The organism is Methanococcus voltae (assembly GCF_017875395.1).
In the GTDB taxonomy this organism is placed as follows: Archaea; AGJL01; Methanococci; order Methanococcales; family Methanococcaceae; genus Methanococcus; species Methanococcus voltae_C.
This window is the reverse complement of record NZ_JAGGMO010000001.1, coordinates 120250-134326: the sequence shown is the minus strand read 5'-3', so window position 1 is coordinate 134326 and position 14077 is coordinate 120250. Positions and strand designations below refer to the sequence as shown.

The following is a 14077-nucleotide window of genomic DNA, read 5'->3' as shown; positions in this document are numbered from 1 at the left end:
TTTTTAAAATAAAGTTATATTATAAAATAATACTAAAATCGGTATTAAAATTATTGGTATCATATAAATAATATCATAAATGCTTAGTTTATAGTTTAAATCGCAAATATTTGAATTTTCGCAATAGCCCCTAGAAAGCATGGCGAAATAAGTTCTTTCACCCTGTTCATATGACTTTACAAATAATGTACCGATTAAATTTCCTATATTTTTTAATTGCAGTTTATAGCTTACTTTTTTATGGTTCTGACCACGAGATTTGTGGGATAAGATTAATTTTTGCATATTTTCAAAAATCAAATAAAGATATCTAATCATCAAACCAAGTAACATGGACATAAAAGCAGGTAATCCAAGCTTTTTAAGTGCTTCTACTACTTTAAATGTAGGTGTGGTTGATGAAAGTAGCACAATACATGTAATACTAACAAAAAACTTCGCAAATAGTAATATTCCAAAATTTAGCCCCTCTAAAAATACGGGAATTCCAAATAATGAATATATGACCGTTTCACCACGAATAAACGGTTGAAATAATACTATGAAAATTCCAAATGGTAATATCATTAATATTCTTAAAATCGTCATTTTCAAAGATAAATTTGATAATAAAAGACTTATGATTAAATAAACCTCAAAAAAGGCCATCATGGTTAAATTATTGAATAAGGAACTGCAAAGTATTATAAAAAGTATGGATATTAATTTTACGCGAGGGTCTATATTATGTATCGGGCTATTTTTCATAGATTCCAATTCAATTAAATATATGTCCCCGTGCATTTTTTCACCATAAATCCATTTATTATTGGTATTATATTTAATAATACTATTTTTTTAAAAGTATTATCTACTATATTTTTATCATTTATATACTTATATTATTTTAAAATAATCTTTAATTTAATAAAATTAACTTAAAAAAGCGAATAATTATCAAAATAAGTTAAAATGGTGTTAATATAATAATGTAATATTATATATTATATTATTAGGTCATCTACTTATTCATTATCAATATATTTTTTAAAGTAACCTCTAGGAGTTATCATTTTTCCATCGATTACTTTTGTGTTGGTATTTCCGATAATAAGAGTAGTTTTCATATCGATATATTCCATATACTCTTCTAAATTATCCATTAGTTCATTAATGGTGGTTATTCTAAATTCTTCGGTATCTCGACCTGCATTTTTTACAATACCAATAATATAGTTAACGTCTCTGTCTTGAGAGTATGACTTTACAAAGTCCATAGTTTGTAAAAATGGATCTTTACGTTTCGTACTAAGTGGGTTGTATAGCGAAATAACAAAGTCTCCTTCTAAAGCACAAAGAATTCTTTTCATAATGATTTCAAAAGGAGTTAATAAGTCACTTAAGCTAATGGTAACAAAATCGTGGTTTAAAGGAGCTCCTAAAATTGAAGAACACATATTTGCAGAAGATAACCCCGCAACTGTTTTAATTTCTACGCCGTAGTCATATTCTTTGTTTAACTCATAAGCTAATGATGCCATACCGTATATGGTAGCATCACCACTCGAAACAAGAGCTACATTTTCACTTTTGGATTTTTCCAATGCAAATTTGACTCTATCTATTTCTCTAGTCATACCTGTACTGTGTATGGGTTTATCGTACGATTCTACAAATTCTTTATAGCCTAAATAACATACTATCGAATCTACGCTTTTTAATACTTCATCAGCTTCTTTTGTGATATATTGATTGTTTCCCGGACCTGTTCCTATAACATATAACATATTTACACCATAATTATAAAATATAAATTATTTTAGGTTATTTTCAATTTACTAATTTATTAATTTACTAATTTACTATTTTTAAACTAGTATCTTTTCCTACTATATATTATTTTATTATTACTCTTCCCAATAATAAAGTGCATATAAAAAATTATACATAAAATTATATATCGTAATTCAATAAAATGAAAAAATGAAAAAAAGAGTATGAATGTAAGAATTTAGCATTTATTCTTAGTATTACTTTATTTTTTATTTTTTATTATTATTTTTTAGTATTACTTTATTATTATTTTATTATTATTTTATTTTTATTTTATTTTTATTTTTTATTTAATTAACGTAAACCGTCAATAAATATTCTAAAATTGGTTCTTCCCCCCAACTTCTTTTATATTCAAATTTAATTGTCGTAGAACCTCTTCCTACCCCTTCAAATATCCAGAATTTGGTTCCTCCGCTACCTATAAGTTGGATGTCATTTGGAACATATTTTTCTTCAGTTACTCTAACGACGTTTTCATCATCGATAAAGTAGTACCAAGTATAGCCCGTAGTTGGATTTTCAGGCAATTCCAAAATGAAGTCCTGACCTACTATAATCCCCTTGTATGACGTGGTATAGCTTGGCATAATCGTTAAGTTATAAACCATAGTTTTGAATACGTAACCACTTGCATTTGTATATTCGAAGACTATAGGCACATCTTCCGACCTAGTTGCTTTCAAAATCCATGTATTGTATCCTTTATCCTCTATCGGTATTATTCCATTTGCAGACGTTGTATCAGGTATGTAATCTTCATCTACTACCCTTACACCCATGTAGTAAGGATTTAACTTCCAGGTTTTATCTCTATCTCCATCGTATAATTTTATATCAAATGTTTTATCTTTTGGTACAATCATGTTAACCGTATTTGAACCCTCTGATTCAAGTTCTACGTCATAACTTTCCCCAATTATTTTTATTTCGTAGAATACATTTCTAACAGACGTATTTTCAAAAGATCTACCATTCATAAATTTAAGTGTAGAAATTCCTTCCCTTACAGCTTTAAATTTCCAGACATGGCTTCCACCCTGCCCTACAACTCCCAATATATTTTTATTTGGAATATATTCTTCACTTAGCAATTCTAATTTGTTATCTTTAACATATTGCCATTCATAACCTGTCGTAGGATTTTCATTGAGTGATATTTCTACCACATCGCCCAATTTAACCATTTTCTCAACGTATTCGGAATCTGGAATTATCAAACATCCATAATCATTACATTGAACAACATCCCCACTTGGAGCATATAATTTAAATTGTGCATCAACGTAACAAGGCATGGTACCACTTAATTCCCAAATTTCCATACCTGGACTTGGACCTACTATCATAGGGTCCCTATTATAGGTCATAAATCCCTTTCCGTCTATCATTAAGCCTTTCCGATATTGTGAATAATTTTGTAATCCTGTGCAATTTTGATAATTATAGTTATATTTCCAAAAAAATCCCGTTGATGGATTTTCGTTCAACATAACGTATTGCGTATATCCTTGTGGTATGTATCGATTTACAGTTTCATTCACTGAAATTATGTATTCCCTTGTCATTAAAGCCTTTGAATTGCTTTCATCCCAGTATGTAAATCTAACTTTTGATAAGCCTGGTTTAGCACCTTTTATATACCAGGTATTTACGGGACCTAAATTATAACCTTGATTATCGTCGTATTCAACATATTCTATATTTACCGCATCCCCTTCTATCTCTGCAACCCATTTATAACCCATACCACTTTTAGACATAAAACTTGGATTTATTACTTCTGAAACTCCTATTTCTTTTAAAATAGGTCTATCTTCATCTAAAATGGTAAAATGATATCCTATCATTTCAACTGGTTCTTCAATTCCTTCTTGACCCATTCTAGCTTTGTAAAACATTGCATAAGGCTCCGAAGGAACTTGACTTTTAATGTAATATTCATGATATCCTCCACTACCTACCAATCCTTCTTCAGATTTTTGATACATATGATAACCCTTATCAGTTATAAAGCCTGCCTCATTTGTATCGGTTGAATAATGCCATTGATAGCCCGTAGATGGATTTTCAGGTAATCTTACTATGTAAACTTCATCTTTTGCTAATTCCTGACGTATCATTTTCATATTGCCATATTGTGATATATTTCCATCATAAGGACAAAGTTCATTCATATTTGAATAATCATACTCTAGACAATTACAATATTGACCTTGATTCATCATAGGCCCCCACATATGGTATTCGCCCAATTCCTTTTTTACCGTACTCAAATCTTTATTTCCAAGATTATAATTTGAATTTTCGGCAAAAACAATTCCCGAACTTGCTAGTAATAGCAATAATCCTATTATATGATAAATTTTTAGATTCATTATTTCCCCTCCTTACAATATATAATTTTATTTTTTTCCATTTATGTATCTATCTTTTATTTAATTCAACATTTGAACTATTAAAAATTTTAATAACATCCGTTAAAAAAATGACAAGTAATAAAAATAATTAGACCCATATAAAGATATACTAATTTTACAATTCAAAAATATCCATAATATATAATTATATTTGCAAATAATCAAACAATTAATTAGTTAATCAATTAATCAATTAAATAATATTAATTCGGAATATTTAACTAAATTTAACTAAAGTTTTGATTTTGTAAAATTATGTCAAATATACTTTGTTCAATTTTCAATTTGAACCAATATTCTGGGGGGAATATGAGTAAAAGTATCAAAAAAGATAAAGTTAGCGTCGAAAGTGATTTGGACGTATCTAATTCCCAATATGCTACTGAGGATTTAGATGAGGAAACCGCTTTGAGAAATCAAATGTTATCCAAAGGAATTGTAGACGTCTCAAAATATGCAAAAAGAAGGGGCGTCATATTACCCGTATATCTTTCAAATAATAGTTATGCAAAATTATGTGCAAATTGTGAGGATACATCATATTTTAGTAAATTATACGGACTTTTAAAAGATTTTAGACATATAATACAAGAAGAAAAGAAACCTTTCATAATGTTTAGACATAGTATAGATAATGAAACCTTAGAATTCATGGCAATATTATATAATGAAGATAGCGAAAAGGCTTGGTATTTAGTATCGCCAGAATATTCATTCTATAATTATATGCAAGATTTAAAATTAAATTCTAGAAGCTAAAAGTTTTTTCGTTTAATTTTAAATTTTTAAATTATATTAACTTATTTCAAATCATGTTATTATTTATTTTTTTAGCTATTTTCAGAATATCGAAATATACCATTTTTAAAATACATTATTTTAATAACCAAAATTGTATTAAACCTCTATTTTAATATTAAGATATGTGAATTAATAATCCAATAACTGATTTCTGAGGTGGTACTTTGATTGAAATAATAGTGGATCAAGATAAATGCTTAGGATATAAAGAATGCGGATTGTGCGTAAATATTTGCGAAGAAAGTATATTGATACCAGATGAGGAAACTGGGAAAGTAAAAGTAGACCAAGATAAAAAAGTCAACTGCGACGGTTTAGGAAACTGTTTAGATGTATGTCCCGTAGATGCTTTAACCATAATATGTGGTGATGGAACAAATGCTTGTGAGCATGCAACATCAGAAGGGGGTCATGGTCATGGAAAAGGATGTTCTTGCCCAAGTTCGGCACCTATGAGCTTAGACAGAACAAAAAGAGCAGAATCTTTAAGTCATAGAAGAACTGATAAAACAGAAGCCGGAAGTTCTTGCGAATGTAACATAGAGCCAAAATTAGCAAATTGGCCAGTTCAATTACATTTATTGTCTGAAAATGCACCGTATTTGAAAGATGCACATCTTTTGATAGCAGCGGATTGTGTACCATTTGCATATGCAGATTTCCATAATAAATTGTTAGATGGAAAGATACTGGCTATAGGATGCCCTAAATTGGATGAAATAGATGATTATGAAAGAAAAATAAGGGCAATGGTCGAAAAGAATAATATTAAAAAAGTGACTGTGGCAATCATGGAAGTACCTTGTTGCAGTGCGATGTATTCGCTTGTTAAAAATGCTTTAAAAGGTCTAGACGTTGAAATAAATAAAATAGTCATTGCCATAAACGGCAGTATTAAGGAATAATTTTAATACAATCTAAATACATTAATTTATAATTATATTCATTTACTTTTTAAATTTTACTCTATTTTATTACTATTTTATTATTATTATTTTATTATTTTATTATTTTATCCGTGATTTATTAAAATTAATAAAATAATATATTTAAATTTATCTTCGTAATATTTATATTATATTACTTATAAACTTTAATATGTATTTACATTGAACAAAAAATATCTAAAGGAGGAAATAACGTATGTTAAAAAGCATTGCGAATTATTTTGAATTTGAGAAGTACGATACTAACTATAAAACTGAAATCATGGCTGGTTTAACCACATTTATGACAATGGGTTACATTATCGCAGTATGTCCAGGAATGTTGAGTTTAACAGGTATGGATTATGGTGCAGTATTGGTTGCTACATGTATCGCAGCAGCAATCTCAACACTTGCTATGGGTGTTGTGGCAAAATATCCGTTTGCTTTAGCTCCGGGTGTTGGTTTAGTACCTTATTTTACTTATTCCGTATGTTTAGGAATGGGCGTTGATTGGCAAGTTGCATTAGGCGCTGTTTTTATTTCTGGTTTTGTTTTTATTCTTCTTACGTTGGCAAAAGTTAGGTCTTGGATTTTTAACGCCATACCAAATTCTTTAAAGTATGGTACTGCAGTAGGTATCGGTCTTTTTATTACTGTTATCGGACTAACTGGCGCAGGAATCATCGTAGATGATCCAGCTACGTTAGTGGGTTTAGGAAATATTAAAAGTCCAAGTGTTATTCTAGCGCTATTGGGTTTGGTATCTATTGGTATATTAACCGCAAAAAGAATTAAAGGGGCAATTTTATTCGGTATTTTGATAACTGCCTTTTTAGGAATGTTATTGGGTGTATCGCCATACCCTTCAGGAATTGTTTCAATGCCTCCATCCATGATACCTACATTTTTACAAATGGACATATTAGGCGCTTTAAACATGGGCTTTGTTTCAATTATCTTTGCATTCTTATTTGTGGATTTATTCGATACAATTGGTACTTTAAACGCATTAAGCTCACAAGCTGGTTATTTGGATAAAGAAGGTAAATTACCAAGAGTAGACAGAGCTTTAATGGCAGATTCATTAGGTACTGTTTTAGGTGCTATGTTAGGTACTTCAACAGTTACTTCCTACGTGGAATCAGCTTCAGGTATTGGAGTAGGTGGTAGAACAGGATTTACCGCAGTTATAGTTGCTTTATTATTCTTATTGTCAACATTCTTCTTCCCATTAGTTTCATCAATCCCTGCATACGCTACAGCACCAGCTTTGATATTTGTTGGTTCTTTAATGATATTGGCAATTAAAAGCATAGATTTAGAAGATATAACCGAAGCATTACCTGCATTTATTACAATCGTAGGTATTCCATTCACTTACAGTATTGCAAACGGTCTTGCATTAGGTTTCATATCATACCCTATAATAAAAGTATTTTCTGGAAGATACAGGGAAGTACACCCATTAGTTTATATATTGGCATTATTATTCATCATTAAATTTGCAATATACGGACAATAATAGAAAATAAACTATAAACAATATTGAAAATAATATAATCTTAAAAATAATAAAATAAATAAATGGAAAATAAAATAATAACATTAATAAAATAACAATAAATAAATTAGTAATAAGAATAAAAAAATAAGTTATTATTTAATTTATTTACTCTTTTTAACTTTTTTCCAATTCTTTAATATCTTTACATATGCAAAATTCACATATTGATAAGTCATTATTTTGCGCTTCTTTTATAGGGCAGTAGTAGACTCCGTTTTTAGATACTATTGATTTTTTACCGGGAAATCTAGTTGTTAATGCGTGAAGAGGTTTTTTAGCAAAGAAAACTAAATATGGTATCACAATTCTAAATATCTTGTAAGATTTATTTTTTTTACTCGATAAAACTTCTAGTCTATCTATTAATCTTTCCAAGTCTTCTTCTTGTATTTCAAAAGTTTCTAACTTTTCTAAATTCAGAGCCTTAATCTCTTTAATTATTTTTGGGAAGTATGTAAAGAAATCATCGATATAACATTGCCTATATTCTTCAGGCAAGTATTTGAGTTCTTTTTCAAGCTCTATTTTAGCATTTATAAAGTCATAAATGCTTACCTCAAAACTTTTATCTTTCAAATCCTCTAATAGTATTTTAATATCCAAAATTTCACCTTATTGCCTTAAAAGGAACCTTCTACAATTTTTGAAATAATGGCAACGATAACACCACCTGCTACCATTTTTAAACCTGCTACCATAAGGTTTTCACGCGAAAGTCTGCCTATGTAAATTCCCAATATGAATAATATTATCAAGGTTAATATAATTGCCAAAATTATCGCTTCAGCAGGAGGGGCTATAAAGAATGGAACTACAGGAATTACGGAGCCTATTATCGTACTTATACCATCATAAATACCGCAATAAGCACTTTTTTCTAATTTAACTTTATATTCGCTAGTCTTTTTTAAGTAACCTTCTTCCATTAGTAAATTTTTTTCTTTATAACTTCTTTCTTCTTCTATCATTGCCCTTTCTGCAGTTAATGCACCCAATATATTTGAAATACCGTTTGCAATACCTCCACCAATACCTGCAGCTATTATAATTGAAGCAGAACCTGTGCTTGCACCGATTACTACACCCAACGTGGATAAGGAGCCGTCTATAAGTCCCCTTACGACATATCTTTTATCAAATTCCTCAATAAATGTTTTTAAAAATATTTTGATTGATTCAAAATTAAATTTCATATTAAATCCGCTCAATTATACTTGTTAGTTTTTTTAATTTCATATTAATAATAAGTGATAATTAATAATTAGAAGTTAGACTTATTTTAATATAATTATTCTTATCCCTATTTTTTAATTTTATCATTGTTCTCTTGAATTTCCTGAATTTTTTCTGCCATTTCAAAGTTTACAAAAAAATCGTCAATTATATTTTTTAAAGAACCCATGGAGTTAGTTTCAACAGAAAATACCAATTTACCAGTATTTTTATTATTTTTATTATTTTTATTAGTTTCAAATTCCTCAAAATTAGTTTTTATTACCAATCCTGCGTTAACATCATCAACTTTTAAGCTATCTACTATGATTTTTGAAGAATCAAAGCCCATTTTGTAAGTTACACTCTTTATCATAAAATCATCCTAGTTATATTTTACTACTCTTTTTCCATTTTTTCCATTTTTACGTTTAATCCTCTATTTTTAAGTTCCTTAAGCACTGCTATTGGGACTTCTGGACATTCTAATGAAGAAAGTGCTTCTTCTTTTGTCATTAAACCATAGCGTATCATTGCAGAAACCCTATCGTATTCAAAACTAATATGGCGTCTTTTATGGAATTCTTGTAATGCGTATCCCAATACCAAACAATTTGTAGTATATCCCGCCAAATTAGGTTTAGTCCATGGTAATTTGTTTAATATCTCGTATCTCTCTTTTTCAGATAACTTATAACCAACTAAGAGTCTTACTAAAGTTATGTCTTTTTTCATATTTCTTAATGCAGTAGTGCCAAAAGGCAATTCGTGACCTGTTACTATCGTAGTAATGTTAGTTTGTCTTGCAAAGTGCCATAACTCGTGCATATTCATATCGGAGCATATTCTACACGGAGATTCTCCCCTTTCTATCATTTTATTAAAAAATGTTGTATAATCCCTATTTAGTACAAGCCAATCAACTTTAAAGTGTTTTGCAATGTTTTTGCAATTTTCCATAGCTTCATCGGCCATATATCCATTATCAACAGTTACACATAAAGGTTTTAATTTTAAATCATTTACCAATAAATATAGTGCTACTACGCTATCTTTACCCCCAGAAAACCCTAAAATACAGTCATATTTATTATTCTTTTGTTTTTGGACTTTCAAATGATTAAATAATTCCTCACTCATTTTTTCAAAGTTTCGAGGAAATCTTAATGCGTTTATACATTCTATGCAGAATTTTTTACCTTTATACTCATACATAGGTCTTGTTTCACTGCTGTGAATACATAGCTCGCATTCTGCATATTTATTATATGGAATTGCCCCAAATTCTTCTAATTCTTTTGTTTTTTTGGCAAATTTTAATTCCGTAGATAGTTTATCTATTCGGCCTATTTCATCTAGTTTATCCTTTTTATATTGTGTTTCGTTATCCATATAAATCATTTAAGTTATTTTATTATTCCTTGTTAATCATATTCGTATTATACTTTTCAATAATTTTTTAATATCTTTAATATCTTTAATATATTTCAATATATTTTCAGTATTTTTACTATGCAATTATTATATAAATAATTAAACTAATTAATACAATTAGATGCAACAAACCGATAACGAAAATAAAATAGAATAATAAAATAGAATAATAAAATAGAATAATAAAATATAAAAAAATAAAAGAATAAAAAAATAAAAGAATAAAAAAATAAAATAAAAAATTACCTAAAAAATAATGGGTAAAATAACACTACATTGGACTTCACTTAAAAGGGATAATATGCAAAATTTTAACTATAATGTCGGAATAATATACCCCAATAAATTTAAAGGCGGTATAGCTTGCCTTGCCACACACGTTTTGAACGAAAATCTAAGTAAATACAAAAATATCCACGCTGGAGTGTATTTCATAGAAAATTACAGTAATATAAAAAATTCCGACGCAATTATCATAACACTTCAATACGAAAATGACTACTTCAATGTCATCAAAATGGTTAGTGAATTAAAAAAAACCAATCCAAATGCTAAATTTATAGCAGGAGGTCCTTGTGCAATTGCTAATCCATTACCGCTCATAAATTTCTTCGACTATTTTGTAATAGGGGAAATTGAAGGTAGCGATGTAATGTATGATATTATAACGGCACATGATGATGATTTAAGGGATAAATATTATTCAAAAGAACAAAAGTCGGGCATATTAATTTCATCAGATATCTTAGATATTTTTGAAACATCGGGACTTTCAAACATAGAACTTTCAAATTACGACGAAGAAACACGGGAAGAAATTTATTACAGTGAATTATTAAAAGTAATCGAGAAAATTAAGAAAGAAAATAGTATAAAAAGAATTTATCCTAAAAAATTGGGTTTGGAAGATTATCCGATAGAACAGATTACACATGAAGAAGGAGCGTACGGAAAAGCTTTTCTACTTGAAATAGGGAGGGGTTGCCCAAGAAGATGTAAATTTTGCATGGCTAAGTGTATATATTATCCTCCAAGGTATAGGAAACTTGAAGATTTAAAATATATTGTAGATGAAGGCTTAAAACACACTGATGCCGACAAAGTAGCACTTATAGCACCATCAGTGAGTGATTACAAACACGTTTTGGAATTATGCCAGTATATAAAAGAAAAAGATGTTAAAATTTCGCCATCTTCTCTTAGGGCAGATACTCTTACTGAGGAATTACTTGGGATATTGGAATTAAAAACCCTTACAATTGCCCCTGAAGCTGGAAGTCAGCGTATGCGGGATAATATTTACAAAGATGTTTCAAAAGAAAATATATTAAATGCAGTAGATATTTCAAAAGAGTTCGGCATAAACACTGTAAAATTATACTATATGGTTGGTTTTAAAGGTGAGACGCAGGAAGATATTAACGAAATAATTTCATTAACAAAGGAAATTAAGGAAAAAGTCCGTAAAGTAGATGTAAGTATTAACCCAATGATACCTAAGCCTCATACTCCATTTGAAAGTCATGCTTTTGACTTGAATAGTAAAAAGAAAATAAAGACAATTGAAAAAGAGCTTAAAAAGTATAAAGTCAGTGTCGACTATGAGAATTTTAATTCTATGATTGCTCAGACAATTTTATGTAGGGGCGATTTTGAGATTTCGGAAGTCTTAAAATCTGTAAAAAATCCAAATGAACTAATAAAAGCCGTAGATAAAGACATTTATCTTTGTGAATATGATACTGAAGAGATGCCTTGGAATTTTATCCAAATAAAATAATAAATTAAAATAATATAAAATAAATAATATAAATAAAATAAATTAAAAAGTTAAAAAAGTAAAATGTTAAGGAATTAAAAAGAGTAAATAAATTATAAATAATAACTTATTTTTTTTATTACTTTTTTTCAAATGCCGAATGTATGCAATTTTAATTCAATAATATCCTTTTAAATTACATTTTACCTGGAACTTCAATACCTAAGAGGTCTAATGAATTTTCAAGCACTGTTTTAGTCGCATTAGCAATTTTAATTCTTGGAATTTTAATATTGTCTGATTCTTTTAAGATTGGACAATTTCCGTAGAATTTGTTAAATGATTGCGCAACTTCAAGAACGTAATTAGCCAATATTTGAGGTTTTCTAACTTCTGCGGATTTTTCAATGATTTCAGGAAGTTTTGATATCATTCTTACGAGAACTTTCTCGCTGTCATTCATTTCATAGTCAAATTCAGCGTCTAACTCATTTAAATTACTTAAATTACTTAAATTACCCAATTCTGAAACATTTTCAAGTATTCTACAGCATCTAGCATGAGCGTACTGTATTACTGGGCAACCTACTTTTTCAAAGTCAAGAGCTTCGTCCCATCTGAATATCATAGGTTTTTCAGGTGAAATTCTAACAATGTTGTATCGCACTGCACCTACTGCTATTTTATTAGCTATTTCTTCGATTTCAGCTTCATCAGTAGCCACATTTCTTTTAATAATTTCATCTTTAGCTCTAACTTTTGCTTCTTCGAGTAATTCATCCATACTGATGAATGTACCTCTTCGGGTGCTCATAGAACCTTCCGGTAATGAAATAAACTCATAAAACACAATATCTGCTTCATTGTAGCCTAATAAGTGTAATGTTTTATTTACCATAATAGCAGTTAATTTGTGGTCTGCACCGAGTAAGTTAACCGCTTTATCGCAATTTTCCATTTTAGCGATGTGATACGCTATATCTCTTGTAGAATACAAACTTGTACCGTTTAATCTTGCAAGAACCATTTTTTTCTCGATTCCATAGTCTGATAAATCCAATCTGTAAACTTCGTCTTTAACTACTTTTCCAGTTTCTTTTAAACGAGCTATTAAGCTTTTTACGTCGCCATTTTTAACAAAACTACTTTCCCATACGAATTTATCGTGGTAAATGTTCAAATTTCCTAAAGTTTCTTTAAATCCGTCAAGGGTATAATTTACAGCTTTTTCAAATTTGCCCATTATTTCGGATTCTTTACCTTCTTTTTCGAAGATTTCGCAATCACTTTCGTAGTTTCTCATTAAATCAAGGATTTCTTGATTTAAATCTTCATTTTCGTTTAACAACTTGTTAGTTTCAACGTAAACCTCACCTATTCCGTGGTCTTGCTTCTTTTTTTCGTCTAATTGAAATTTATCAAGTCCATAAACTACAATAGCTTCTTGTCTACCCATATCATTTACATAATACTGAGTTTCAACTTCATAACCTGCGTTTATTAAGATTCTCTTTAAACTGTCTCCTATAACCATGTTTCGACCGTGACCAATGTGGAAAGGACCGTTAGGGTTTGCAGAGGTGTGTTCAAGGATAACTTTTTCATTTTTGTTATCTAATTTACCAAAAGACTCTTTTTTATCTTCAATGGTGGATAATATATCTTTTGAAAACTCGTTGTAGTCTACAAAGAAATTTATGTATCCGTTTAAAGCTTCTATTTTTTCTATTTTTAAAGCTTTTAAGTCATTTTCATTAATTAATTGGGTTACGATATCTTCTGCAATCATTTTAGGAGCTTTTCTAAGTGGTTTAGCCAATCTAAAACAAATATTTGTGGAATAATCGCCCATATTTATGGAAGGTGGCTCATCTAATCTTATTTCGATTTCTTCGCCAGTTAAATTTTTTACTTTTTCGTTTAAAATTTCTATAAGTTTGTTTTCAATCTCGTTTGACATAATTTCCCTCAATGAGTAATTATTTTTATTAGAATCAATTTTAATAAATTGTAATGAATTAAAATTAGTTTATCGTGAATTTTTGAGTACAAGTTTATATGTTTATATATTTATAATATATAATTATTATCGATATTATAGATTTTCATCCTATAAAAATCAAATTATCGAATATCGTAGGTGTTA

Annotated in this window: 12 protein-coding genes; 4 read left to right on the top strand and 8 right to left on the bottom strand. The window is 29.0% G+C overall.

From position 1 onward, the window contains the following. Positions 1–3: 3 nt before the first annotated feature. From cbiQ to J2127_RS00550, 3 genes are all read right to left on the bottom strand, one after another. Positions 4–783, bottom strand: coding sequence for a cobalt ECF transporter T component CbiQ (gene cbiQ / locus J2127_RS00560; protein WP_209731522.1), 780 nt, complete (start codon positions 781–783; stop codon positions 4–6). Positions 784–1004: 221 nt separating this feature from the next. Then, positions 1005–1766, bottom strand: coding sequence for a precorrin-3B C(17)-methyltransferase (cobJ, locus tag J2127_RS00555; protein WP_209731521.1), 762 nt, complete (start codon positions 1764–1766; stop codon positions 1005–1007). Between the two features lie 336 nt (positions 1767–2102). Beyond that, positions 2103–4190, bottom strand: coding sequence for a protease inhibitor I42 family protein (locus tag J2127_RS00550; protein WP_209731520.1), 2088 nt, complete (start codon positions 4188–4190; stop codon positions 2103–2105). 351 nt (positions 4191–4541) lie between these two features. Between J2127_RS00550 and J2127_RS00545 the strand changes: the two genes are divergently transcribed. The 3 genes from J2127_RS00545 (at position 4542) to J2127_RS00535 (ending at position 7484) form a co-directional block, all read left to right on the top strand. Next, entirely contained in the window at positions 4542–4991 is a 450-nt protein-coding gene (locus J2127_RS00545) for a hypothetical protein (protein WP_209731519.1), read from the top strand. A 206-nt stretch (positions 4992–5197) separates the two neighbouring features. Continuing rightward, positions 5198–5938, top strand: a complete 741-nt coding sequence (locus J2127_RS00540; protein WP_209731518.1) for a 4Fe-4S dicluster domain-containing protein — start codon at positions 5198–5200, stop codon at positions 5936–5938. 238 nt (positions 5939–6176) lie between these two features. Further along, positions 6177–7484 (top strand): NCS2 family permease, encoded by a 1308-nt coding sequence (locus tag J2127_RS00535; RefSeq protein ID WP_209731517.1) that lies wholly within the window; start codon positions 6177–6179, stop codon positions 7482–7484. Positions 7485–7640: 156 nt separating this feature from the next. On the opposite strand, the gene J2127_RS00530 is transcribed toward J2127_RS00535, so the two are convergent. From J2127_RS00530 to J2127_RS00515, 4 genes are all read right to left on the bottom strand, one after another. Then, positions 7641–8129 (bottom strand): DUF2115 domain-containing protein, encoded by a 489-nt coding sequence (locus tag J2127_RS00530; protein WP_209731516.1) that lies wholly within the window; start codon positions 8127–8129, stop codon positions 7641–7643. 17 nt (positions 8130–8146) lie between these two features. Beyond that, on the bottom strand, positions 8147–8719 hold the full coding sequence (locus tag J2127_RS00525; RefSeq protein ID WP_209731515.1) for a TIGR00267 family protein: 573 nt from the start codon (positions 8717–8719) through the stop codon (positions 8147–8149). Positions 8720–8826: 107 nt separating this feature from the next. Next, the gene (locus tag J2127_RS00520) at positions 8827–9114 is read right to left on the bottom strand and encodes a KEOPS complex subunit Pcc1 (RefSeq protein ID WP_209731514.1); all 288 of its coding nucleotides are present in this window, start codon (positions 9112–9114) and stop codon (positions 8827–8829) included. Between the two features lie 23 nt (positions 9115–9137). Further along, positions 9138–9953, bottom strand: a complete 816-nt coding sequence (locus tag J2127_RS00515) for a phosphoadenosine phosphosulfate reductase family protein (protein ID WP_245326418.1) — start codon at positions 9951–9953, stop codon at positions 9138–9140. A gap of 520 nt (positions 9954–10473) precedes the next feature. On the opposite strand from J2127_RS00515, the gene J2127_RS00505 reads away from it, so the two are divergent. Continuing rightward, the gene (locus J2127_RS00505) at positions 10474–11952 is read left to right on the top strand and encodes a B12-binding domain-containing radical SAM protein (protein WP_245326393.1); all 1479 of its coding nucleotides are present in this window, start codon (positions 10474–10476) and stop codon (positions 11950–11952) included. 175 nt (positions 11953–12127) lie between these two features. On the opposite strand, the gene argS is transcribed toward J2127_RS00505, so the two are convergent. Continuing rightward, entirely contained in the window at positions 12128–13891 is a 1764-nt protein-coding gene (gene argS / locus J2127_RS00500; protein ID WP_209731512.1) for an arginine--tRNA ligase, read from the bottom strand. Between the last annotated feature and the right edge of the window lie 186 nt (positions 13892–14077).

Coding starts and splice junctions, on each gene's coding strand:
- cbiQ (WP_209731522.1), bottom strand. CDS start 783: ATGCACGGGGACATATATTTAATTGAATTGGAATCTATGAAAAATAGC.
- cobJ (WP_209731521.1), bottom strand. CDS start 1,766: ATGTTATATGTTATAGGAACAGGTCCGGGAAACAATCAATATATCACA.
- J2127_RS00550 (WP_209731520.1), bottom strand. CDS start 4,190: ATGAATCTAAAAATTTATCATATAATAGGATTATTGCTATTACTAGCA.
- J2127_RS00545 (WP_209731519.1), top strand. CDS start 4,542: ATGAGTAAAAGTATCAAAAAAGATAAAGTTAGCGTCGAAAGTGATTTG.
- J2127_RS00535 (WP_209731517.1), top strand. CDS start 6,177: ATGTTAAAAAGCATTGCGAATTATTTTGAATTTGAGAAGTACGATACT.
- J2127_RS00525 (WP_209731515.1), bottom strand. CDS start 8,719: ATGAAATTTAATTTTGAATCAATCAAAATATTTTTAAAAACATTTATT.
- J2127_RS00520 (WP_209731514.1), bottom strand. CDS start 9,114: ATGATAAAGAGTGTAACTTACAAAATGGGCTTTGATTCTTCAAAAATC.
- J2127_RS00515 (WP_245326418.1), bottom strand. CDS start 9,953: ATGTATGAGTATAAAGGTAAAAAATTCTGCATAGAATGTATAAACGCA.
- J2127_RS00505 (WP_245326393.1), top strand. CDS start 10,474: ATGCAAAATTTTAACTATAATGTCGGAATAATATACCCCAATAAATTT.
- argS (WP_209731512.1), bottom strand. CDS start 13,891: ATGTCAAACGAGATTGAAAACAAACTTATAGAAATTTTAAACGAAAAA.